Raw genomic sequence first — 24,970 nt, forward strand, 5'->3', positions numbered from 1 at the left:
TGCAGAGCCCGGGAATCATAACATTGGTTATTCCAGATTCTTTTAAAATGGTTAGAGTGCCGTCCGCTCGCCCCGTCCGGGGCTTCAACAGGCCAATCAATGTACAAGATCAGACCGAAGCCGCCGACCGAAACCAATCGCATTGACCGGCCCGTTCCAGGCTCGTTCGACTTCCAGCAAGCCTTCGAGCTGTCGCCGAGCCCTCTGATGATCCTGAACAGGGATCTCGACTATGTTTACGCGAACGCCGCCTATCTGGTGACCACAGGCTGTAGCCTGTCGGAAATTCAGGGACGCAATGTGTTTGAGGCCTTTCCGGAAACGGAAGCACGGACAGCCCTCTTCAGGGCGGCATTCGAACAGGCCTTTGGTGGCAGCGAAAACGTCTTGATGACCGAACCCTATGCCATCCCGGTTGATGGCGGCGGCATGCGCGAAGTGGTGTGGATCTGCACCCAAATCCCCCTCCGCAACGCCGCAGGAGAGGTCGAATACGTGATGCAGAACGCTGTCGACATCACCGAGAAGCACCAAAGAGAGCAGGAAAACCGTGTCCTGATGCGTGAACTGGACCACCGGGTAAAGAACTCGCTCGCCACAATGCAGGCGGTCACCCGCATGTCACTCGTCGAATCCAAATCCATGCAGGAGGCGCGTGACGACCTACTGGCCCGCATGCATGCCATGTCCGAAGTCCAGAACCTCTTGGTTGAGCGCAATTGGGCCGGCTCAAACATCGAAGCCGTACTTTCAAATGCCCTGATACCCTTTGGCTATGAACCAGACGGGGCCTCCCGCATCACGCTGGACGGCCCACATGCCCGCGTCACCGCCAAACAGGCGCAGGCCCTTTCCATGGCGCTGCACGAGCTGGCCACCAATGCCGCCAAGTATGGCGCGCTCTCCAATGATGAAGGAACCGTCCATGTCGGCTGGACGTTCAACAACACGAACGGCTCACATTTCGATCTGACCTGGCGGGAGTCCGGCGGGCCGGCTGTGACAAAGCCAACCCGCAGGGGTTTCGGGACGACGATGTTGACCCGGATCCTCGCACAGGAAATTAACGGCGACCTATCACTGGATTACAAGCCCGACGGCCTTGTTTGTAAAATGGAAGGGTGGCTTGACAACGGAAAGTGACAATGACCGCCACCCGAATATTCATTGTCGAGGACGAAGCCATTCTCCTCTGCGATCTCGAAGACATCGTCACCCACCTCGGATATGACCTTGCGGGCAGCGCCACCAGCCTCGACGAGGCGATGGACAAGCTGAAAGACGGTCAGAAGCCGGATATCGCCCTGCTCGATCTCAACCTGAACGGCACGCCCAGCGACCCGATCGCCGACTATCTGATCGCCGCCGACGTGCCCATCCTGTTCGTCTCCGGCTATGGCCGCCGGGGCCTCGCCGAGCGCTTCAGCGCCTGCCATGTCCTGCAGAAGCCCTATGACGAGACCAAGCTGGCAAATGCCCTTGAGCGGCTAATCGCCGGCGAAGCCCCCTGAAACCCCGCTGAACGGACTCAAAACGGTCCCTCAAGTCCCCTGATTGTCCCCGGACTGGTCCGGGAGTGGTCCGGGAATGGTCCGGGAATACCCACAGAACGACCTGCATTTCCCCGCCTTGCCCTTATGGGGTTGGGAGAATAGGGTGCGCCGACTTCAACCGGGACCCCTGAAATGCCTGATACACTGACCTCCACCCTGCCCGTGACCCTGTCTGACATCGAAGCCGCCGCGCGCGTCCTCGAAGGCCAGATTGTGCATACGCCAATGCACTATTCGCGGACTCTGTCGGCCATTACCGGGGCCGAAGTATGGGTGAAGTTCGAGAACCTCCAGTTCACCGCCGCCTTCAAGGAGCGCGGCGCCCTGAACCGTCTCACGCACCTCTCAGATGCCCAGCGCAAGGCAGGCGTCATCGCCGCTTCCGCCGGCAACCATTCCCAGGGCGTGGCCTATCATGCCCGGCGCCTCGGCATCCCCGCCACGATCGTGATGCCGCGCACCACGCCCTTCAGCAAGGTCGAGCAAACCCGCAGCCACGGCGCAGAGATCGTTCTCCACGGCCTGAACTTCGATGAAGCAAAGGCCGAAGCCTATAATATCTGCCAGCGCAGGGGCCTGACCTTTATCCATCCCTTTGATGACCCGCATGTCATGGCTGGCCAGGGCACTGTCGCGCTGGAGATGCTGGCCGAGGTTCCCGAACTCGAGACACTGATCGTCCCGATCGGCGGTGGCGGACTGATCTCCGGCATGGCCATCGCTGCCAAAGGCCTCAACCCTAACATCAGCATCATCGGTGTGCAGGCCTCCATGTATCCGGCCATGCTCTGCGAAATCGAAGGCCGGGACGTCCATGTCGGCGGCGCCACGATTGCCGAAGGCATTGCTGTACGCGATGTCGGCCGCCTGCCGCTGCAGGTCGTGCGCGACCTGGTCGACGAGATCCTCCTTGTCGAGGAAGAGCACCTTGAGCAGGCCATCACGCTCTATGTGAACGTCGAAAAGACGGTCGCGGAAGGCGCCGGCGCTGCAGGCCTCGCGGCTCTCCTCGCCCACCCCGGCAAGTTCAAGGGCAAGAAAGTCGGCCTCGTCCTTTGCGGCGGCAATATCGACACGCGCCTCCTGGCATCCGTGCTCACCCGCGCCCTCGTGCGCGAGAAACGCCTCGCCTCCATCCGCATCATCGGCGACGACCGGCCGGGCCTGCTCGCGCTGGTCTCCAAGATCATCGGCGACAATGGCGCAAATATCATGGAAGTCGCTCACAACCGCCTCGCGCTGGACGTGCCTGCCAAGGGCGCCGAGTTCGATATTCTCATCGAAACCCGCGACAGCCAACACACGCAGGACGTAATCGACGCCCTCACCGCCGAGGGTTACCCGCCGCGTCCCCTGTAGCGTTAAGGTGACTTGGGCCGAAAAGCCCCCTAGACCCGCGCCGAAACTGAACCAGACGGAGCCTGACCCGAGATGATCCGCACATTCGCTGCAGCCTGCGCTGCCCTCTTCATGATCGCTGCCTGCAGCCAGTCCAAGGAAATCACCGACGTGAACGCGCCATTCGAGAAATACCTGCCATGGGATGCCGACGGAAAGGACGTGAAGTCCGCCGAAGGTGGCCTGCAATATATCGTGCTGAACGAAGGCCCGAAGGACGGCAAGTCGCCCGTGCCGACCGACATGGTGCGCGTCAATTATGACGGCCGCACAGCGGCAGGCGAAAAATTCGACAGCTCCTTTGACCGCGGCCAGCCAGCTTCCTTCAAGCTGAACCAGGTCATTCCGGGCTGGACCCAGGGCCTGCAGCTGATGAGCGAAGGCGATGACTACCTCTTCTTCATTCCGAACAAACTTGCCTATGGCAACACGGCGCGCGGCAATGTCATCAAGGCTGGCGACGACCTTGTCTTCCGCGTCAACCTTCTTGAAGTGATGGAGCCCAAAACGGCCGATACCGCCGCCTGGAAGAAATACATGCCATGGGATTCCAGCCTGCCCGAAGTCAAGAAAACCAAGTCAGGCCTTGAATATATCGTGCTCGCCAGCGGCGATCCGTCAGGCCCATCGCCGGAAAACGGCGAAATGGTTGCCGTTTATTATGACGGCCGCCTCGCCGAAAACGGCGAACAGTTTGACAGCTCGTATGAGCGTGGCGCGCCGGAAGTCTTCCCGTCCAACCAGCTGATCCCGGGCTGGGTCGAGGCGCTCGCGATGATGAAGCCCGGCGACCGCTGGATGGTCTACATCCCGGCTGACCTCGGCTACGGCGCTGCCGGCACGCCCGGTGGCCCGATCCCGCCAAACGCAGCCCTGCAGTTCGAAGTCGAACTCATGGACGTAATGAAACGCGGCTAAGGCCGCAGGCCCGCTTAGGCAGGCTCGATATCGGCATTCGCCCGGAAAAAGACCGGCAGCGCCGATGGCGTTCCAAACCAGACGGCCTGGCCCGCGCCAGGCCGTTTTTCTATGTCCGCCGACACACGCGCCATGACGGTGTCGATACTGACCCGGTCAGCGGAACGGATCTCTTTGGCAAATGCATCTGCAAACTGCGATCCGCTGGCGCCCGGACCATAGACAACGGCGACTTTCTTTTCGCCAAGATATCGCTTGAAGGCCGACATGCTATCCGCATCCTTCCCCGGCAGGACAAATGGTTCACAGTCGAACACAACAACCAGCCCCTGCGCCGCACTCCCCTCAAGCTGTGACACCAGATCGCCAAACGGGATCGACCCATAGCGCACATCCGCCTCGGTTTCCGGCAACCAGCCGTCGGGAATGAGATACGCCTCCCCATCAACCATGGTCGCATAGCCGGAAATATAGAGAACACCGACACTGGCCGGCCCCGCCTTGTCCAGGCTCGCACTGAAATCCTTCAATGCGATGCTGACATCTGACAGGCCCGCATTCCGGACCTGGCTTGTCTTGTAGCCGCTCGCGTCCAATGCGCGCGCTATCGTGCGGCCATCCGCGTCCGCGCCGGGCCGCCCATGGCCCTTCATGCCCGAATACGCATTGGACACGACCAGCGCATGGCGCAGATTCGGATGCCATTTCCACGCAAGTTCGGGATCATAGACCTGATCTTCAGAGCCGATACTGATGTCAATCGAGCGCCTTTGCAGCCGGCTCAGGTTCATCGGCTCCTGAACCTGAAATGTCCTGTCGAGTACATCGACGCGAACCTGTTCAAACATGTCCCGCACTGTAACAGGCGGCGCCGTAAGGCGCGTTGCAAGCGATGTCGCATAGGGCCCATTCTTCTCATCGGCAAAGCCATCACTGGCCGTTTCGCCTTCCCAGGTTGCAAATGACAGGAACATGTTGCGCTCCCCCGCGCCCCCGGCAGAGCGGCGCAGGCCGCGGAAGGATTCCCCTCCCCCCAAGGCCCGCTGCGCGGCGGGCAACCGCAATACATTCCGGCACGCATCAATCGCCACAACACTCGGCGCATCAAGTCTGACGAGCCGGTCCATCACCGATTCCAGCGAAATGGAATCGTCCCACAGCGCATCATCAAGCTGGGCTGCCTCCTGCACAGGGATCAGGAAATTCCCCCTGTCTTCATGCGCTGCGCCATGTCCGGCATAGTAGAGGAAGCCGAGCGCATCCGGGCCAGCCTCCTCCATCAGGTTCACATATTCCCGAAGGCTGCTCAGCATGGTCGAGCGATCGGCGTCACGGACCACATCGCCGGTTACCAGTTCGAAACGGCAATTGCGGATCGCGTCAGCCACAAGCAGAGCATCGCTCACGGAATTTTCCAGCGGCCCAATCCCGTCAGAATAGGCCGCATTGCCGATGATGAGGGCATAATGGGGCGCCTTGGGCTTTTCCTGCGCACGCCCAGGCCAGGTAATCGCGGCAGCCCCTCCCAGAATCAGCATTTGACGACGCGAAATCATTTACACCTACCGTAGCAGTTCGCGTCAAACATTGCCCGACCCTGACCCGCATCGTCAACGGGCGCTCATTGGGGCTTGCCTCTATCCGGCGGGGCTGACAGGGAGAAACCGGATTAAATCAACGGAGCATTCATTTTGACCATTTCACCCGACCAGTTGGCGCGTATCGCGCTCGACGCCGGCAAGCTGATCATGGACATCTATGAGAGCGATTTTGATGTCGCCCAAAAGGGCGATGCGTCGCCCGTGACCGAGGCAGACCAGAAAGCCGAGACGCTTATCCTGGCCGAGCTCGCCAAAGCCGATCCTGATCTTCTGGTGGTGGCAGAGGAGGCTGCGAGTGAAGGTAATGTGCCGGACCATGGCCCGCGCTTCGCCCTCGTTGATCCGCTCGACGGCACGCGCGAGTTCGTCAGCAAGAATGGCGAATTCACCGTGAACATTGCAATCATCGAGCATGGGCGCCCGGTCATAGGCGTCGTCTATGCGCCTGCCCGCGATCGCCTCTTTGTCGCCGAGAGCCATAATTCCGGCTGGCAGGCGACGGCCAAGCCAGGCGGCGCCGTGCCGACAGAGCGCACGCCCCTGCGCATTCGCCCCTGCCCAGAAGCGGGCGTCACCGCCATCGCATCGAAATCACACCGCACGCCCGAAACCGACGTCTGGCTGGACAAGCACAATGTCAGCGAGACGCTCAGCGCCGGTTCGTCCCTGAAATTCTGCCTGATTGCGGCCGGCGAAGCTGACCTCTATCCCCGCATGGGCCGCACGATGGAGTGGGACACAGCTGCAGGCCAGGCGGTGGTCGAGGCCGCTGGCGGCCGCGTGCTGACGGAAGATGGCGCGCCCCTCCTCTATGGCAAACGCGAGCGCGGGTATGATAATCCGCACTTCATTGTCTATGGCGATGTGACACCCTGCTGAAGCGGGCTCTCGATCAAGCCGCTTAATTCTGCCAAGAAACGTGCAGGGAGAAGAAAGCGCATGGCACGTCAATATTTCGGAACCGACGGCATTCGCGGCCGCGTGAACCAGAAGCCGATGACGGCGGAAACCGCGCTCCGGCTCGCCATCGCAACGGCGCGCACCTTTGCGCCCGATGGAAATGGCACGGTCGTCATAGGCCGCGACACACGCCGCTCTGGCGAGATGATCGAAGCCGCCCTGGTCGCGGGCCTCACCAGCATGGGCCTGACACCCCAGCTCGCCGGCATCGTGCCGACGCCAGCTGTCGCCATGACAACCCGCGTCTCAGGTGCACGGTTCGGCCTGATGGTATCAGCCTCGCACAACAAATACGAAGACAATGGCATCAAGCTTTTCAGCCCAGACGGCCTGAAATTCGACGACACGACTGAAGAAGCGCTCGAAGCCGCCATGGCAACGGCCTTTGACGGCACCTTCGCCGCGCCAGACATGATCTCGACGCCGCAGCGCATGGCTGGCGTCGGCGACGATTATGTCCGCAGCTGCCTCGCCACCGTGAGTTCCTGCAGCAAGATGCAGGGCATCAAGGTCGTGCTCGACTGTGCCCATGGCGCGGGCTTCGAGGTTGCGCCGGAAGCCCTGCTCCATTGCGGCGCGGACCTACGGGTCATCGGCGCGGGGCCGGACGGCGTTAACATCAATGCCGGGTGCGGATCGACTGACACCGCAGCTTTGAAAGCCGCTGTCCTCGACGCGCGCGCCGATATCGGCCTTGCCCTCGACGGCGACGCCGACCGCATCATCGTCGTGGATGAGACAGGCAACGAGATTGATGGCGACCAGATCATGGCCCTGATCGTGCGCGAGCTGCACGCGACCGGGCGCCTCAAAGGCGGCGGCACGGTCTCCACCGTCATGTCAAACATGGGCCTCGACCAGTACATGCAGTCGCTTGGCCTCACCCTCGCCCGCACCAAAGTCGGTGACCGATATGTCGGCGAACACATGCGCGCCCATGGCTTCAATTTCGGCGGTGAACCCTCGGGTCACATTATCCTCTCGGATGTCTCCACAACGGGCGACGGCCTGCTGGCGGGCCTGCATGTGCTCTCCATCCTCGCCGAGAGCGGGCAGAAAATGTCGGAACTCGGACGGGTGTTTACGCCCGCCCCGCAGGAACTGGTCAATATCCGCTATTCGGGAACCAATCCAATGGGCAGTGATCGCGTGAAGGCCGCCCTTGCCGAGGCTGACGCGCTGATGGGCGCGCGTGGCCGCATGGTGGTGCGCAAGTCCGGCACGGAACCGCTTATCCGGGTCATGGCTGAAGCGCTCGATGAAGACCTGATGAAACAGGGCCTCCAGATCGTTGTCGATGCCGTCGAGGCTGAAGCCTGAGCGCGTCACACCCTGTCAGGAATGCTAGGCCCTGACGTAGCGGCGACAGGCCATTCAGCGCAAACTAACCCCACGTCATCGGCCCGTTTGCCCGCGCCAGCGCATAGTGGCCGCTAGCCAATACGCCCGTTTCAAATACACTGGCAAAAAACATGACAACCATATCCGAGGGAGTACGCAGCCATGGCCGAAGGTCAGACCTTACCGCCATTTCGCCTGTTGCCGATGAAGGCGCCGGACATCGAGATGACCCGCGCTGAGGGCGGCACCATCTATGTCACGCCGCGCCAGGCCCCTGGCGACCGCCCCAAAACGGTGCCGCATTGCCTCGACGAGCGCGCCGCAGAACACCCCGATCGCCCCTTCCTGAGAGAAAAAGACCCGGCCACCGGCGAATGGCAGACGCTCACCTATGGCGAAGCCAAGTCGATCACTGACAGCCTTGCCCAGGCCTTCCTCGACATGGGCGCAGGCCCCGACGCGCCGGTCATGATCCTGTCGGGCAACTCGACGCGCGCCGCCATGGTCATCCTGGCGGCGCAAAAAATCGGCGCGCCTGCCGCACCGATCTCGGTCCCCTATTCGCTGATGTCCACCGACTATGAGAAGCTGAAGCACTGCTTCGCCGCCGTAAAGCCTGCAGTCATCTTCGCCGAACAATACGAGCCCTTCCGCAAAGCCATCAGCGCGCTCAATTCCGATGCTTGCCACATCTTCTCCGCCGAACCGGCGGGCGAGAATAGCGTCCGCACCTATGACGACCTCGTCGCGACCGAGCCAACGGATGCCGTCGCCAGCGCCATGGCCAAACTCGACGACGGATCCATCGCGAAATACCTCTTCACCTCCGGCTCCACCGGCATGCCGAAACCCGTGCCGACCACGCAAGGCGCCATGTGCGCCATGATTGGCGGACAGGAAGGCCTGCGCGACGATGCGCGCGACCCTGAATATGATCCGGACCTGATCCCGAACGTGCTCGATTGGCTGCCCTGGAACCACATCTCCGGCTCCAATGTGAACTTCAACGGCGCGATCTGGAATGGCGCCACCTTCTGGATTGACGACGGCAAGCCGACCCCTGCCCTCTTCCAGCGCACGATTGACAACATTCGCGATTGCTCGCCCTCCTCCTTCGGCACGGCGCCCATCGCGCTTGCGATGCTGGCCGATGCCATGGAGGCGGACGACACGCTGCTCGCGGCCTTCTTCAAGAACATGCGGTCTATCGGCTATGGCGGCGCAACGCTGTCGGACGATCTCTATGATCGCTTGCAGGCCCTCGCCATCAAGGCCACCGGTCGGCGCATCCCCATCATCACCATGTACGGTGCCACCGAAACGCAGGGCATCACTGTGGTCCACTGGGAAGCCGAACGTGTCGGCCTGATCGGCCTGCCGCTTCCCGGCATGACGCTCAAGCTTGTGCCCAATGGCGCCAAGCTGGAAGTACGCGTCAAGGGCCCCTCGGTCATGCCAGGCTACCTCAACAGCCCCGCGAAGAATGCCGAAGTGTTCGACGAGGAAGGTTATTATTGCCTTGGCGACGCCGTCACCTTCGTGGACGAGAACCATCCCGAGAAAGGCCTCGTCTTTGACGGTCGCGTCGGCGAAGACTTCAAGCTCTCTTCCGGCACATGGGTCAGCGTTGGCACATTGCGCCCGGACTTCGTCGCAGCCTGCTCCCCGCTCATCTTCGACGCCGTCATCGCCGGTCAGGACAAGGACTATGCTGCCGTGATGGTCTGGCCCTCCCAGGCCGTCATGGAACAGTATGTGAAGATAGCGGGAGGCGACAAGGCGCGCGCCATGAAGACGTTTACGGATGAGATCGCGCACAAGGCCAGGGCCTTCAATGCCGGCGAGCCAGGCTCCTCACGCCGCCTCAAACGGCTTCTCGTGCTGACCGAGCCGCCATCGATCGACGCAGGTGAAATCACCGACAAGGGCTATGTGAACCAGCGCCTGGTGATCGACCGACGCGCCGACCTGGTCTCCCGCATCTATTCGGAGCCACTGGCAGACGGTGTCGTCCAGCTTTAGTCCGCCCGCGTCTTAAAGCCCTGTCAGGCATTTCAAGCTAAGGTGCCCTTCACTTGTGGAGGGACGCCCTATGACGTTCGATGCCCGCGGCGGCAAAAGCCCTGCGATCAGCAGCAACGCCATGTTCGCAGGCGTCGTCGTCGCAGTCGTGGGCGGCGCATTCCTCGCCGTGCTCAACTTTCCCCACTCTCCCGACAAGGGCGATGCGCCACAGGACATTGTCGCTATTGCCGAAACTGAAACGCCATTGGCACCCGGCAGCTTCTCCTCAAAGCCTGCGACATACTATTTCGAGACACTTGCCCGTATTGATCCGTCTGCCTCGGCCAGCCTCAAGTCGCGCCTGGGCAAGTCCCGCGGACCGAAAGGCATCAATGAAGCCAATATCGTTCTGTCGCATGGCGCCGCGCTTCTGAAGGAACGGGCCAGCGACCTCTCCCACGCAGACACACGCCATGTCGACGACATCCTGGTCATGACGCGGGATCGCCTGAAAGCGGCCTCGCGGGCCGGCAACATATGGTGCGACGGCAACCAGTATGCCGATCTGGATGAAAGCGCCCTGCGCAACCCTGCTGCGCTTGAACAGAATTTTGCGCGTCTTGAGGCACCGCTCCAGGATTACGGTTTCGAACTGATGGCCGGTCTCCTTCTGGCCGCCGACGATGCGGCGCGCAACCCGGTCAGCCATGGGCCCGTTACGCACGCTGACAAGGCGGCCCTTGAGGGCGTTGCCATGTCCATGCTGTCAGACCCACAGGTCATGCCGCTTCTGATGGCTGCCCAGACAAGCGGAAATCCGGATGAACTCAGGCGCAAGCTCGACATGTGTGAACTCGGCGCGACAGCCATGACGGCGCTGAAGACCCTCCCCCAGGATACCAAGGGACGCGTCTTCGCGGATCTGGTCCGGCAACTGGCTGAAGGCAATGCAGACCTCGCCGGTCTGACCCATTATTAAGGCTGTCCAGACCGGCGGTTGGGCACGTCACCGGAACACGCTTCCACGATTTTCAGGAAACGCTCTCCTCCCCGCCAATTCTGCCTTCACAAGACCCCGTTTCAGACCCATCTTGCCGCCATGACGCTCGACGAATCCTTCCGCCAATTCCTTGACCGGTTCCAGATGCCGGATCTGACTCACCTTGACTGGAAGAGCTCGACCGACAAGCTGCGCCAGCAATTCCACGTCGCCAGTCGCGCGATCGAGCGCGATGCTCCGGAAATGGCCGATATTTCCCACGTGAAGGTCGAAGGCGCCGCCGGCACGCTCAAGGCCCGCCTCTATACCCCGCTCGGCGCTGGCCTGCCCCCGGGCCCCGGGATTGTCTTCTTCCATGGCGGCGGCTTCATGCTGGGCGATCTCGACAGCCATGACATGGTTTGCAAGCGCCTCGCTGAAGGCGCCCGCAGCCGGGTGATCGCCATCGACTACCGGCTCGCCCCCGAACACACATTTCCTGCTGCACATGAGGATGCGCTCGCCGCGTGGAACTGGATCATCACCCATGCCGAACAGCTTGGGCTTGATCCGGACCGTCTCGCTGTCAGTGGCGACAGCGCGGGCGGCAATCTATCTGCCTATCTGGCGCAGGAGATGAACCGTACCGGCGGCCCGAAGCCCGCATTCCAGCTCCTGCTCTACCCACTCGTTCAATTCGTCGACATCCGCACCAAGAAAATGAGCTTTCAGGAGGGTGGCTTCTTCATATCCGCCAACCTGTTCGAGTATTTCAGGGACAGCTACATTACGGACGAGAGCCAGCGAATGGACGTGCGTGTTTCGCCCCTTTTTGCCGGCCCGGACGCCTTCAAAGGCCTGCCGCCGGCGCATTTCGTGCTCTGTGGCTGGGATCCGCTGAAGGATGAAGGCCTTGCCTATGCTGACAAAATGGCCAGTTTCGGCGTGCCTGTAACCGTGCGCGAACATGCGGGCATGGTGCATGGTTTCATGAACATGACGGCCCTGTCGGACACGGTCCGTCTGGCCATACGCGATGCGGGCCATGTGGCTGGCAGGGCTTTGGGAGCAGTTTAACCCGCCCATTCATTAGAATTTCTAAACTCACCGTTGCATATTTGAGACGGTCATCCAATAAATTGCATGGCAGCGGTGTATACACCTTTTGTGAGGGTCTCGCGGCGTCATATGCAGTGCTTGCGCCCACCTCCCAGAGTCCTCGGGTTGCAGTAAATATAATCTAGAGGAAACACAGAATGAAATTCAGAAACATGCTGGCCCTGTCAGCATCTGCAATTGTATTTGCCGCCGGTGCGGCCGTTGCACAGGATCAGGACGCCGAATCAACACGCGAAAACGCCGTTTCCCGCGTCCTTGGCACCGTCACCGTTACAGCCACCAAAAAGCGAATGTTGAAAACGTCCAGGACGTGCCGGTTGCCGTTTCGGCCTTCAACAGCGACACGCTGGATGCGCTGAACGTCACCACGCTCGAAAGCCTGAGCTACTCGGCGCCGAACGTCTCGCTTGACGACGTGGGCACATCCCGCGGTACAGCCAACTTCGCTATTCGCGGCCTTGGCGTGAACTCGTCCATCCCTTCGATCGACCCGGCCGTCGGCGTCTTCATTGACGGCGTCTATCTCGGCATCAACAGCGGTGTCGTCGTCGACCTGTTCGACATTGACAGCATCGAAGTGCTGCGCGGCCCGCAGGGCCTGCTTTTCGGTCGCAACACGACCGGCGGCGCAGTTGTCGTCAACACCGGCAACCCGACCGACGAATTCCACTATAAAGTCCGCGCCAATGTTGATGGCCCGGTCGACGGTGATCGCGGCGGCGCCAACTCCACGATCCAGGGCACGATTTCGGGCCCGCTGATCGAAGGCAAGCTGAACGGCAAGTTCGGCATCGCCTACAACTCTGATGCTGGCTATTTCAAGAACCAGTTCAATGGCGACAACCATGGTGAACTTCAGGCCACGACCTATCGCGGCGCCCTGGAATTCATGCCGACCGACTCGCTGACCTTCCTCGGCAAGCTGGAATATTCTGACTCGCGCGGCGACGGTCCTTCGGGCCAGAACCGGTCCTATTTTGACCGCTACTCGTTCGACTTCTCGATCAACAATCCGGGTCTCGCTGAAAGCGAATCCACACTCGGCTCGCTCAAGACCGATCTTGATGTCGACTTCGGCAATGGCGTGATCACCAACATCTTCGGCTATCGCAAATATGACGGCGTCTCGAGCGGCGACATTGATGCGAGCGCCAAGACGCAGTTCCACTCCGATGCCGAAATCGCGCAGGAACAGTTCTCGGACGAACTGCGCTACGCCGGCACGTTCGGCAAAGCAGACGTCACCACAGGTCTCTACTATTTCGAGCAGACGCTTGACTATACCGAGATCCGCAACCTTCCGGACACACGTCCGGCCACACTTCCGGCCTCCATCCCATGGGGCTTCTACGGCGGCGGCAGCATGGAGCACACGGTCTTCGGTGCATTCGCGAACGTCGATTACTCGATCACCGACAAGCTGGTGGCAACGGTTGGCGTGCGTTATTCGAACGAAGAGAAGTCGGCTGACGTTATCTACATCCGCCCACGTTTCCCCTGTAGCGTCGTTGAAGGCACCTGCTCGGCAGACGGCAACAATGCGCTTATCGGTCTCCTGACCGGCGGTGCAGTGGCTGAGCCGAACGGCTTCAGCGACTCCAATGACTGGTCCAACTGGACGCCGAAACTCGGCCTGCAATACTTCTGGTCCGACAATGTCCAGTCCTATGCTCTGTACACCAAGGGCTTCCGTTCGGGCGGCTATAACTTCCGCATCACCGACCTGCCGATCTTCCAGCAATATGTGGCCCAGACCGGTGACCTTGGTTTTGACGAAGAAGAAGTCAACTCCTACGAACTCGGCTTTAAGGCCCAGAGCGATGACGGCCGCATCCAGGTCAATGGCGCGACCTTCATCACCGATATCAAGAACATGCAGCGTGAAGTTAACACGTCCAATCCGACAGGGGCGGTCGTCCAGAACATCATCAACACGGCTGACGGCTCCATCTTCGGTATCGAAGTTGATGGCCGCATTGCCTTCACGGACTCCCTGCTCGGCACGTTCAATGTCGGCATGATGGACGCGAAATATGACAAGGTCTTCTTCGACCTCACCGGCGACGGCGTTGTCGACAGCAAGGACCTTGGCCTCGACATGCCACGTGTGCCTGAAATGACTTACGGCTTCGGCATCATCAAGGACTTCGATCTTCGCTCGAACGGCGCGATCGTGGTCACGGCCAACTTCCAGCACCGCGACAAGATCGCCTACACCGACAGCAACTATGGCTGGGTCCAGCCGGCTGACATGGTCGACGTGAACCTGACATGGGAAACGCCTGTCGATGGCCTTTCGGCCTCGATCTACGGCAAGAACCTGCTCGACGAAGTTCAGGTCGGCAACGACACGCAACTGCCATTCTCAGGTCCATTTTCGACCGGCGTCAACCTGCCTTACCAGGACTCCCCTGCTGGCGGCACATTCTCGCCGCTCAAGAAGGGCCGTCTTGTCGGTGTTGAGCTGACCTACTCTTACTGATCGCTTCGGCGCTCATAAGTCCAAATGGAAAGGGCGGCCCTTGGGCCGCCCTTTTTTATTCTGGAGATGTTGGTCCGGCTTAGTTGCCCGAACCGCCGAACCGCTTGGTCAGGCTGATCTTGAACGTCCGACCGAATGGGTTGTGCGTGTAGGGATCGTAGTTGACATCGAAGGCCGCGAATGGCGGGTCTTCATCCGTCACGTTGACCACCGAGAGACCGAAGTCGAAACCGCCGAGCATTTCGCTCTGCAGGTTGTAGAACAGGTCAAACGTTGTCTGGCTGTCGATTTTCTCACCAACACCGCCACGGGCAGCCGGGGCACGTTCATCCTTGTAGCTGTCGATGTGACGCATCACGACGCGGAAATTGTGATCCCCGAGTGCATAGTTCGCAAACAGGTTCGCTTTCCACTGCGGCATGGAGCGGGTGAAGTTCGACCGGTTGAACTGGCCGACATAATCACCACCGCCGATTGGCAGGCCCTCAACGAAGTAGGGATCGACCTTGTACTCGATGATGTAGGTCGCATCCGCCCCCACGGCGAACTCTGCGCTATTGCCAAGTTCCCAGCTATTCTGAAGGCGCAGGTCAAGGCCGGACGTCTGGATGTCCGGACCATTGGTGATGTTCGTCCGGACACGTGATATGTCAGACCCAGCTTGCGGAGAAGACGCTGGCGGCGTGCCTGTAATAATGTTGGCGGGATCATTGAAAGTAATTCGATTTAGAATACCCGCATCCAAGTCTCCGGCTTTCAGTGCCGCAACCGCCGCATTCACAATGTTCGATTGCTCTTCAACGATAACCGGATCGGAGAAATCGAAATTGTAATAATCGAGCGAGGCGAAGAAGTTGTTCACTTCATAGATGCCGCCAAAGTTGAAGCTGAACGCTGATTCCGGCTTGAGGGCCGCGTTGCCAAACGTATCAACTGCCTTGAAGGCTGAAGCCTGCGAGATGAATTGCAGTGTCGTACCGACGCCGCCCAACTGGTTCAGCGTTGGCCCCTTGAAGGAGGTCTGGGCCGAACCGCGCAGGGCGAAATTGTCTGTCACATCCCATTTGGCTGCCACTTTCGGATCGAAGGTCGAGCCGATTTCACCGCCATAATCCTCGTAACGAACAGCAAACTGCATGTTCAGCGTGTCATAGAGTGGCACCTGAAGTTCGCCGAAGACAGCAAAAATGGTCTGCTCTTCGTCTGCCGGTACCGTGCCCGCGAGGAACGAGTATGGGCCCGTACCACCGGGTCCCGGCGTTACCGTAAGGTCGGTCAGATCCGATGGGTCAACCTTGTAGCTTTCACGCCGAACCTGAACACCCGCAGCCCAGCCAACGGCTCCGCCAGCGGCCTGTACATTGCTCTCCCCTGAGAACACGCCATCAAAAACGAGCAGGTCTGTCTTCGCGACGGTCACACTGCCATCAGTCATCCAGTCTGCAAGCGTGACCGTGTTTTCGAGACCCGGCGTATAGTTCGGGTTCGCTGCGCCTGTGACGCCGTTCTGAACGATGCCGTTCGAGAACGGGTTATAGTATTCGCAGCTTCCTGCCCCGGCGACCAATGTGCCGGCATAACCCGGTGCATAAGGCACAGTACCCGTGGCCGGATCGAAGCCTGTATTCGGGTCGGTACACACACCGAAGCCACGAAGGGCCGACGTCAGGCCGACAATATAGGTGTCATTGGTCAGGCGCTCGGCTTCGGTCGAAGAGTAGCTGAGCGCAGCGTCATAGTGCACGCCATTGTCGAAATCGCCGACATAGGAGCCTGATCCGCGCCATGTATCACTGGTACGATAGCCTTCCTGAGCGGCACCTGTACCGGGGAAACCACCCCAGCCAAATGTACGGCCTACAAAAAGCGCGCCAACAGCATTCGCCGGAAATGCGCCAGGATTGTCAGCAAGATATTGCTGATAACCAGGAGCGCTCGCAGGAACGAACTGGTTCGTCAGTGACTGTGGTGGATAGGAAGGCGAGGTCTTCCATGTCGGCACGTCCGTATGGGCATAAAGCAGTTCTAGGTGCAGCTCGGCGCCGTTCGACAGGTTACGGTTATACTCGGAGAATATCTGGTAGCGTTCTTCTTCCTCGACGAGGTTGTCATAATTCGTGAATTGGAACCGGCAGGTTCCAGAAACCACGAATCCACCAGCCGCCTCGCAGCCAGAATCAGGCACTGGAATCGATGGCGATTGCGGCAGTCCTGTCGCCGGATTGATCGGCCCAATCTGTGGGCCGCCTGTTGTAGGATTTACGCCAACGACGCCCAGAGGAACATAATAACCGGGGTTCGAAAGCCCGGACCAACCCCCAACCGGGTTGTCCGCATAAGGCAGGACGGCCCAGTCTTTCTCGCTCAGCAGAACTTCGCTGCGCTTGTTATAGCCAACCGATGTGACCCAGCTGAAATTCTGGCCCTGGAGGCCATAGGCAGCCGAAAGGTCATAGTCGCCATCGGACCCGTCAAACGTCGAGAACGATCCGCCGACTTCAAAGCCGTCAAGATCGCGGTTTGTGATGAAGTTCACAACGCCGGCGATGGCGTCAGAACCGTAGAGCGCCGCGGCACCATCCTTCAGCACTTCGATACGGCCAATGGCGGCCGCTGGAATGTTGTTCGTGTCGACGAACAGCTGTGCCTGCTCACCGATCGAATAGGGGTGGTAAGTCTGGCGGTGGCCGTTGATGAGCACGAGCGTCCGGGCCGGGCCAAGACCGCGCAGGTTGATGTTCGATGTGCCTTCAAGGCCGTTCGACGAGAACTGGTTGGTTTGTCCGTCCACGCCCGAAGACGGGCCGAGGTTGCGGATCAGTTCCGTGATGGAAGGCTGGCCTTCCAGTTTCAGGTCACCGGCTGTCAGAACGTCCACTGGCAGGGCAGCGTCTTCCGGCGTGCCCTGGATGAACGAACCGGTCACCGTGACCGTCGTCAGTTTCCGTGTACTGTCATCTGTTTCTTCCTGCGCAAAGGCCGGTAAGGCCGAGGCGAGCGCAAGGGCAGACGCCCCCAGCACCAATCGTGTGGTTAATCTCATTTGGTTTCCTCCGTTTATACCCTGTGACGCGCTCCGGATTATGTGCCCCGGATGTCGCCCTCACCGACCTGTAACCTTAGCTTCATCTTTCCGCTGCGATAGAGACGACCTGTGCTGCACTGCAATATTGCATTTCAGCCATGCGTTACAGCAAATCTATTGCGTAACAGCCTGAATTCAGGTCAAAAATGAATGGATGTTGCGCGACCAGCCCCTCCCCGCCCCCTTTCTTGCGCTGGCAGATCGTTTCGCAGATGCGGTAGAACCGGCAGATTTTCCGGCCCATGTGTTGCGCTTTCGCAACCGTCGCTGGTCGGAAACCGTCGGTCTGGGCGATCTCGATGATGCCGCATGGGTAAACCACTTCGCCCGATTCGAGCCCCTGCCCGGCAATCTGCAGCGCCCATTGGCGATGCGCTATCACGGTCACCAGTTCGGAACCTACAACCCCCAGTTGGGAGATGGGCGCGGATTCCTCTACGCACAGGTGCGGAATGCCCCCGGGGACCTCTTCGATCTCGGCACCAAGGGCTCCGGTCAGACGCCCTGGTCGCGACAGGGTGACGGCCGCCTGACGCTCAAGGGCGGCGTGCGCGAGATCCTCGCCGCAACCTATCTGGAAACGCTCGGCGTCCACACATCCAAGGCCTTCAGCCTGGTCGAAACCGGCGAACAACTTGCGCGCAATGACGAGCCCTCCCCCACACGCGGCAGCGTTCTCGTGCGCCTCTCGGAAAGCCATATCCGCTTCGGCACATTCCAGCGCTGCGCCTATCTCGACGACAGCGAAGGCCTCGCCCGCCTCGTCGACTATTGCATTGCCGAGTTCCACCCTGACGCCGACGCACCGGAGATGGCCACAAAGGCCGTGAACCTCCTCACCGCCATCACGCGCGCCACCGCCGCCATGATCGGCCAGTGGATGGCCGCCGGGTTCGTGCACGGCGTCATGAACACCGACAATTTCAACGTCACCGGCGAGACATTTGATTTCGGCCCGTGGCGCTTCCTGCCCGTGTCAGACCCCAACTTCACCGCCGCCTATTTCGACCAGAACGGCCTTTACAGTTTCGGGCGCCAGCCAACGCAAGGCGCATGGGCGCTGCAACAGCTCGCCTCCGCCCTCCTGCCACTTGCCGAGGCCGAAGACCTCGCCAGGGGCCTTGCGCCCTATGAAGCGGCCTACCAGCAATCCTTCGCCGCCCACACGCACCGCCTTCTCGGCCTTCACGGCTCTGGCGACCTGCGCACAGACCTCACCTTCCTCCAGACCTTCTATGGCTGGATGACGACCAGCGGCGCCGCCTGGCCGCAGACCTTCTTCGATCTCTATGCCGGCGAGGCCAGCGACGCCCGCATGAAAGCCTCGCCTCAGGCGGCCCTTTATCAGACGGAAAGCTTCGCCCCTGTCCGCGACTTTATCGCCGCGCGGGAGGCCACCCATGCAGACCGCCTCACCCTCCCCTATTTCCAGGCCGACAAGCCCGTCACCCTGCTGATAGAGGATGTCGAATCCCTCTGGGCGCCGATCGCCACCGAGGATGACTGGTCCGCCTTCGAAGCAAAGCTCGCGCATCTTGAAGCCGCCCGCCTCGCCCTCGCGCCCTGACCCTGCGTTCGGCCTTGTTGCCCCCGGCGCGCCCCCTTACGGTCACCCGGAATAACCCCGGAACGGTCCGGGAATACCCCAAGAGTTCCCCGCAATGACCCATGAAGTCCCCAAAGGCCCCCTCTCCGGCATCAAGATTGTCGACATGAGTTCGGTCGTCCTTGGCCCGTTCGCGACGCTGATCTTCGGTGATCTCGGCGCCGACGTGGTCAAGGTCGAGGCGGGCCAGAAGGGCAAGGCGGGCGACATGATGCGCTATGCCGGTGCCTCCCCCACAGGCGACCTCGGCCCCATCTATACCGCCTTGAACCGCAACAAACGCTCCATCGTCCTCGACGCCCAGACAGACGCCGGAAAGGCCGCCCTCACGGCGCTTCTCAAGGATGCGGACGTCTTCTTCCACAATGTCCGCCTCGCCGGAATGGACCGTCTCGGCTTCGGCTATGAGGCCGTCAAGGCGATCAATCCGGACATCATCTACGTCCACTGCGCGGGCTTCGGTGTCGGCGGCGAATATGAACAACGCCAGGCCTATGACGACCTGATCCAGGGTGCTTCCGGCTTTGCCGCACTCAATGCCATGCGCTCCGGCGGCGCGCCTGAATACGCCCCCTCCCTCGTCGCCGACAAGACGGTCGGATTGTTCGCGACCTATGCAACGCTTGCCGCGCTGTTTCACCGGGAACGTACGGGAAGGGGCCAGTTCGTTCAGGTGCCAATGCTGGAGAGCTTTACCTTCTTCAACATGGTGGAAAACCTCTACGGAGAGACCTTCATTCCGGGCAATGGCCGCCTCGCCTACACCCGCTCGATCAATGCCAACCGCAAGCCCTACCCCACCAGGGACGGCTATATCGGCCTCGTCCCCTATTCCGATCAGCAATGGGAACAGTTCTTCACCATCGGTGGCCGCCCGGATGTTTTCCAGGACCCGCGCTTCTCGACCTATGCCGCCCGCACCGAGCATGTGACCGAACTCTATGCCCTCATCGAGGAAGTGGCCGCCACCAAGACAACCGATGAATGGCTCGTCCTGCTGGACGCCGCGAACATCCCGGCCATGCGCTACAACACGATGGAAGCGGTGCTGACAGACCCGCACCTGCAACAGGTCGGCTTCTTCGAGGAGCGCATCCACGCCGTCGCAGGCGCCTATCGCTCAATGAAGCATCCGGTCAAATTCTCTGACAGCCCCGCCAGCACCCGGATTGATCCGCCCTGTCTTGGCGCAGATACAGAGACGATCCTCGAAAGCCTCGGCCTCTAGGTCGCGCGCCGCCCGCCACCGCCATTGCGGGCAAGCCAGACGCCGCCGAGGATGAGCGCGAAGCCCGCAAGGGCATTCCAGCTCTGCGTCTCGCCGAACAGCAAGTAGCCCAGAATGGCCGCCACGACCGGTATGGAATATCCTGTCAGAGACAGAAAGGTCGCCGACGTGCGCGCGATCAACAGCATGTAAAGCGCCTGTGCGAACGCGGTCGGCCCGAGCCCCAGCCCCGCCACGGCGAGCCAGTTCGACCAGCCCGCATTCACCTCACCCGGATCCACAAGGAACACCAGCGGCCACGAGACAACCGCCGCGACCGTCACGAAAGCCGTTGCAAACGGTATCGCCCGCATGACCGGCGCGCCTCGTGCAATCAGGCTCGACATCGCGTAGGCCATTGTTGCGCCCATCAGCATCAGTTGCGCCAGCGCCGTGGCCGAACCGAGCCCCTTCATCGCCTCAGGTCCGAACAGGCAGGCCACACCGGCAAAGCCGATCAGGACGCCCAGAAGCGAGCCCGCGGTCATCCGTTCGTCGCGAAACATGAAATGCGCGCCAATCGCCACGAAAATCGGAACGGCCGATGTATAGAGCGCGGCAAGGCTTGAATTGACCACTTCCTGCGCTGTCGTGATGAGGAAGAAGGGCACGACCGAGCCAACCAGCCCCATCCCGATAATGGCGCCCCAGCGGCGACGGTCAGAGAAAGGCGGCGGGCGCTGGCGCGTCGCCAACATCACACACCACAAGGCCACGGCCCCGATGGTCAGGCGCGCCGAAATCACCCATTCCGGTGGCAGGCCCGCGTCAGCATGGCCCTTGTCGACCGCGATGCGCGTGAAAAGGTAAGCACTGGCCCAGATCAGGCTGAGCAACCAGAACAGCACCCAGTCGCCCAGCGTTCGGCCGGCAGGGCTTGCCGGCACCAGAGTCGGAATATTCGCGTCTGGAACGTCTCCCGTCACCCTCGAACCTCTCAAAGCAGGCCTTCAGGCAATACAGGCGCCCCCGTGCAAGTCCATGCAAATTTTGCACGGAACTTGCAAGCCGCGCCTCCCAATACCGGCTCTGGCTGAAAGACGCCCCGGAATACCTGGTTTTGCGGCTCGATACCGCAGGTCATCCGGGTGGACGGGCGGGCCTCAGCATCGTAAAGGGCCTGCAAAGTCGCAGCTTATATCCCGCCTGAGGAGAAAAATTAAAATGGCAATACGTGTTGCAATCAATGGCTTCGGTCGCATCGGACGTCTCGTCCTCCGCTCCATCATCGAGCATGACCGCAAGGACATTGAAGTCGTCGCCATCAACGACCTCGGCCCCGTTGCTACGAACGCTCACCTTCTGCGCTTCGACTCCGTCCACGGCCGCTTCCCGGCAGACGTTCAGGTCGACGGCGACAAGATCGTCATCAATGGCAAGCCGATCCTCGTGACCGCCATCCGCGATCCGAAAGACCTTCCCCACCGCGAACTCGACATCGACATCGCGATGGAATGCACCGGCATCTTCGCCGACAAGGAAAAGGCCTCTGCCCACCTTGCTGCAGGCGCCAAGCGCGTTCTCGTGTCCGCACCAGCGACCAATGCCGACAAGACCATCGTCTTCGGCGTGAACCACGACACCCTGACCAAGGACGACATGGTCGTCTCCAACGCGTCGTGCACCACGAACTGCCTCTCCCCTGTCGCCAAGGTTCTCAACGACCTGGTCGGCATCGAAAAAGGCATGATGACCACGATCCACTCCTACACGAACGACCAGCCGTCGCTCGACCAGATGCACAAGGATCTCTACCGGGGCCGCGCTGCAGCCCTCTCGATGATCCCGACCTCCACCGGCGCCGCCAAGGCCGTCGGCCTCGTGCTGCCGGAACTGAAGGGCAAGCTGGACGGTATTTCGGTTCGCGTGCCGACCCCGAACGTCTCCGTTGTCGACCTGAAATTCGTCGCCAAACGCAAGACAACGCCGGAAGAGATCAACAATGCGATCATCGCCGCCGCCAATGACGGCCCGATGAAAGGCGTTCTCGGCTTCACCGACCAGCCAAACGTCTCGTGCGACTTCATCCACGACAACCGCTCGTCGATCTTCCACCTCGACCAGACCAAGGTCATGGACGGCAATTTCGTCTCGATCCTCACCTGGTATGACAATGAGTGGGGTTTCGCGACCCGCATGAGCGACACCGCGCTCGTGATGGCGAAATTCCTTTAGGAGCCTGCAGGCGATGACCTTCAAACGCATCGCCGACGCCGGCGACCTCACTGGCAAGACCGCCCTCGTGCGCGTTGATTTCAATGTGCCGATGGATAAGGGCCTTGTCACCGATGACACCCGCCTGCGTTCTGCCGTGGAAACGGTCCAGACGCTGCGCACCCACGGCGCCAAGGTTGTGCTGCTTGCACACTTTGGTCGCCCGAAGGGCCAGCGCGTGGCCGAGATGAGCCTTGCGCCCATCGCCGGCGCCTTTTCCAAGGTGCTCGGCTCGAATGTCAGCTTCGTGGCTGACTGTCGGGGCGACCATGTGAAGGCGGCGATTGCCGACCTGCCACCGGCCGGCGTGATTCTGCTCGAAAACACCCGCTTCCTCCCCGGCGAGGAAAAGGGTGACATGGACCTGGCAAAGGAAATCGCCGCGCTCGGTGACATCTACGTCAACGACGCCTTCTCCGCCGCCCACCGCCGCCATGTCTCGACCGCCGTTCTGGCCGAGATCATGCCCGCCTATGCGGGTACTGCCATGGAACGCGAACTCGACGCCCTCGACAAGGCGCTCGGCAATCCGGAGAAACCCGTGCTGGCCGTTGTTGGCGGCGCCAAAGTCTCTTCCAAGATCGACCTCCTCAAAAACCTCGTGACGCAAGTCGACATGCTCGCCATCGGTGGCGGCATGGCCAACACGTTCCTCGCGGCGCGCGGCCTGTCGGTCGGCAAGTCGCTATGCGAGCATGATCTCGCCGACACGGCCCGCGAGATCGAGACCATCGCCAAGGCCAATGGCTGCCAAATCCTCCTGCCCGTCGATCTCGTCGTCGCCAGGGAATTCGCCGCCAATGCCGCAAACCGCACCTGCGGCCTGGATGACGTTGCCGACGATGAAATGATCCTCGACGCCGGCCCGCAAACCGTCGCAGCCCTCGGCGCCGCGATGGATACGGCCAGGACGCTCGTCTGGAACGGGCCACTCGGCGCTTTCGAGATGACCCCGTTCGACACGGCCACGGTCGCAGCCGCCCAATCCGCCGCAAAGCTTGCCAAGGCCGGCAAGCTGGTCGCCGTTGCCGGCGGCGGCGACACGGTCGCAGCGCTCAACCATGCAGGCGTCGCGGACGATTTCACGTTCGTGTCGACCGCTGGTGGCGCCTTCCTGGAATGGATGGAAGGCAAGCCCCTTCCCGGTGTGGATGCCCTGAAAGGCTGAGCCTGATTGGCACACCCTGCGGCAAATCGCGCAGGGCCCTCCAAATGATAGCGATCACATTTCAGCGCCGTTCGATTTCCCCGAAATCGGACTGTGCCGGAATTGGTCGGTGTCCATTCCGATTTGCAGCGCGTTGCCTGCCCCGCCTTGTGCCAAAAGCGCCGAAATCCCCGCAAATGCAGCGATTTCCCCGGTTCAGACAGATGCGCAGCCGGTCCTGTTGACGCCACATTTGGGCACGGTACTTGAAAGCAACTGCCTGCAAACAACCAAGCAGGTCCCCAGACAATGAGTTTTGACGCGGTATTGAACATGGATAAGACACAGATGGCCGAACAGGCCGCCCACAAGGACGGCTTTATCGCCGCGCTCGATCAGTCCGGCGGCTCCACGCCAAAGGCTCTGCGCCTCTATGGCGTCGAGGAGAGCGAATACGCCAATGACGAAGAAATGTTCGGCAAGATCCACGAGATGCGCGCCCGTATCATCAAGTCCCCCGCCTTCACCGGTGAGAAGGTCATGGGCGCGATCCTGTTCGAACGCACGATGGATGGCGAAATCGACGGCGTGCCAACAGCTGAATATCTCTGGAACGAGCGCAGCGTTGTTCCCTTCCTGAAAGTCGACAAGGGCCTCGCCGACGAAGCCGACGGCGTCCAGCTCATGAAGCCGATGCCCGAGCTGGACCACCTGCTCGGGCATGCCGTCACAAAGGGCATTTTCGGCACCAAGATGCGCTCGGTCATCAACGCCGCAAACCCGGTCGGTATCGCCGCCGTCGTCGCGCAGCAGTTTGATGTTGGCCGCCAGATCCTCGGCCACGGCCTGATGCCGATCATCGAGCCTGAAGTCACGATCACGATCGCCGACAAAGCCGAAGCTGAAGACATCCTGCTTGCCGAGATCACCAAGCAACTCGACGCCCTTGCCGCCGACAAGCAAGTCATGCTCAAGCTTTCGCTTCCCGAGAAAGCCAACCAGTACAAATCGCTCTGCAAGCACCCACGCGTGATGCGCGTCGTTGCGCTCTCAGGCGGCTACAGCCGCGAAGAGGCAAACGACAAGCTCTCGTCAAATACCGGCATGATTGCCAGCTTCTCCCGCGCCCTCACCGAAGGTCTCTCGGCCAAGCAAAGCGATGCAGACTTTGATCGCACGCTCGCCGCCACGATTGACGGTATTTTTCAGGCGTCAAAAGCCGGCTGAACCACTCATCTGCGCTTCATTCAAAGGCGGCCTTCGGGCCGCCTTTTTTGTTGCCCGGACCAGACTGGA

Annotated in this window: 18 protein-coding genes; 15 read left to right on the forward strand and 3 right to left on the reverse strand. The window is 60.8% G+C overall.

Annotation, left to right across the window (positions count from 1 at the left end; translation table 11 throughout):
• Positions 1-99 precede the first annotated feature (99 nt).
• From HOC_RS12120 to HOC_RS12135, 4 genes are all read left to right on the forward strand, one after another.
• Positions 100-1,143, forward strand: a complete 1,044-nt coding sequence (locus HOC_RS12120; protein WP_051624821.1) for a sensor histidine kinase — start codon at positions 100-102, stop codon at positions 1,141-1,143.
• A gap of 2 nt (positions 1,144-1,145) precedes the next feature.
• Entirely contained in the window at positions 1,146-1,511 is a 366-nt protein-coding gene (locus HOC_RS12125; protein WP_035538906.1) for a response regulator, read from the forward strand.
• Positions 1,512-1,709: 198 nt separating this feature from the next.
• On the forward strand, positions 1,710-2,912 hold the full coding sequence (locus HOC_RS12130) for a threonine ammonia-lyase (RefSeq protein WP_035538987.1): 1,203 nt from the start codon (positions 1,710-1,712) through the stop codon (positions 2,910-2,912).
• 72 nt (positions 2,913-2,984) lie between these two features.
• The gene (locus HOC_RS12135; RefSeq protein ID WP_051624822.1) at positions 2,985-3,869 is read left to right on the forward strand and encodes an FKBP-type peptidyl-prolyl cis-trans isomerase; all 885 of its coding nucleotides are present in this window, start codon (positions 2,985-2,987) and stop codon (positions 3,867-3,869) included.
• A gap of 14 nt (positions 3,870-3,883) precedes the next feature.
• On the opposite strand, the gene HOC_RS12140 is transcribed toward HOC_RS12135, so the two are convergent.
• The gene (locus HOC_RS12140) at positions 3,884-5,407 is read right to left on the reverse strand and encodes a caspase family protein (protein ID WP_162174837.1); all 1,524 of its coding nucleotides are present in this window, start codon (positions 5,405-5,407) and stop codon (positions 3,884-3,886) included.
• 150 nt (positions 5,408-5,557) lie between these two features.
• Between HOC_RS12140 and cysQ the strand changes: the two genes are divergently transcribed.
• From cysQ to HOC_RS12170, 6 genes are all read left to right on the forward strand, one after another.
• Complete coding sequence (gene cysQ / locus HOC_RS12145) at positions 5,558-6,349, forward strand: 3'(2'),5'-bisphosphate nucleotidase CysQ (RefSeq protein ID WP_035538910.1); 792 nt, start codon at positions 5,558-5,560, stop codon at positions 6,347-6,349.
• A 60-nt stretch (positions 6,350-6,409) separates the two neighbouring features.
• The gene (gene glmM / locus HOC_RS12150; RefSeq protein ID WP_035538914.1) at positions 6,410-7,750 is read left to right on the forward strand and encodes a phosphoglucosamine mutase; all 1,341 of its coding nucleotides are present in this window, start codon (positions 6,410-6,412) and stop codon (positions 7,748-7,750) included.
• Between the two features lie 183 nt (positions 7,751-7,933).
• Positions 7,934-9,793: an AMP-binding protein gene (locus HOC_RS12155; protein ID WP_035538916.1), complete on the forward strand. Its 1,860-nt coding sequence runs from the start codon at positions 7,934-7,936 to the stop codon at positions 9,791-9,793.
• A gap of 70 nt (positions 9,794-9,863) precedes the next feature.
• Positions 9,864-10,754, forward strand: a complete 891-nt coding sequence (locus HOC_RS12160) for a hypothetical protein (RefSeq protein WP_035538918.1) — start codon at positions 9,864-9,866, stop codon at positions 10,752-10,754.
• Between the two features lie 120 nt (positions 10,755-10,874).
• The gene (locus HOC_RS12165) at positions 10,875-11,831 is read left to right on the forward strand and encodes an alpha/beta hydrolase (protein WP_035538921.1); all 957 of its coding nucleotides are present in this window, start codon (positions 10,875-10,877) and stop codon (positions 11,829-11,831) included.
• Positions 11,832-12,183: 352 nt separating this feature from the next.
• Positions 12,184-14,355 carry a TonB-dependent receptor gene (locus HOC_RS12170; RefSeq protein ID WP_241766999.1) on the forward strand — a complete coding sequence of 724 codons (2,172 nt, stop codon included), beginning with the start codon at positions 12,184-12,186 and terminating at the stop codon, positions 14,353-14,355.
• Positions 14,356-14,434: 79 nt separating this feature from the next.
• On the opposite strand, the gene HOC_RS12175 is transcribed toward HOC_RS12170, so the two are convergent.
• On the reverse strand, positions 14,435-17,398 hold the full coding sequence (locus tag HOC_RS12175) for a TonB-dependent receptor domain-containing protein (protein ID WP_035538923.1): 2,964 nt from the start codon (positions 17,396-17,398) through the stop codon (positions 14,435-14,437).
• 196 nt (positions 17,399-17,594) lie between these two features.
• Between HOC_RS12175 and HOC_RS12180 the strand changes: the two genes are divergently transcribed.
• On the forward strand, positions 17,595-19,007 hold the full coding sequence (locus HOC_RS12180; RefSeq protein WP_035538926.1) for a protein adenylyltransferase SelO family protein: 1,413 nt from the start codon (positions 17,595-17,597) through the stop codon (positions 19,005-19,007).
• Between the two features lie 94 nt (positions 19,008-19,101).
• On the forward strand, positions 19,102-20,274 hold the full coding sequence (locus tag HOC_RS12185) for a CaiB/BaiF CoA transferase family protein (protein ID WP_035538930.1): 1,173 nt from the start codon (positions 19,102-19,104) through the stop codon (positions 20,272-20,274).
• Here the strand turns inward: HOC_RS12185 and HOC_RS12190 are convergent.
• On the reverse strand, positions 20,271-21,239 hold the full coding sequence (locus tag HOC_RS12190) for a DMT family transporter (RefSeq protein WP_162174838.1): 969 nt from the start codon (positions 21,237-21,239) through the stop codon (positions 20,271-20,273). The two genes, HOC_RS12185 and HOC_RS12190, sit on opposite strands and share 4 nt — an antisense overlap.
• Before the next feature lie 238 nt (positions 21,240-21,477).
• Between HOC_RS12190 and gap the strand changes: the two genes are divergently transcribed.
• From gap to HOC_RS12205, 3 genes are all read left to right on the forward strand, one after another.
• On the forward strand, positions 21,478-22,488 hold the full coding sequence (gene gap, locus HOC_RS12195; RefSeq protein ID WP_035538935.1) for a type I glyceraldehyde-3-phosphate dehydrogenase: 1,011 nt from the start codon (positions 21,478-21,480) through the stop codon (positions 22,486-22,488).
• 13 nt (positions 22,489-22,501) lie between these two features.
• Positions 22,502-23,695, forward strand: a complete 1,194-nt coding sequence (locus tag HOC_RS12200; protein ID WP_035538938.1) for a phosphoglycerate kinase — start codon at positions 22,502-22,504, stop codon at positions 23,693-23,695.
• A 312-nt stretch (positions 23,696-24,007) separates the two neighbouring features.
• Positions 24,008-24,901 (forward strand): fructose bisphosphate aldolase, encoded by an 894-nt coding sequence (locus HOC_RS12205; protein ID WP_035538999.1) that lies wholly within the window; start codon positions 24,008-24,010, stop codon positions 24,899-24,901.
• Positions 24,902-24,970: the final 69 nt, after the last annotated feature.

Origin of the sequence: Hyphomonas oceanitis SCH89, assembly GCF_000685295.1 — a bacterium.
Classification (GTDB): domain Bacteria; phylum Pseudomonadota; class Alphaproteobacteria; order Caulobacterales; family Hyphomonadaceae; genus Hyphomonas; species Hyphomonas oceanitis.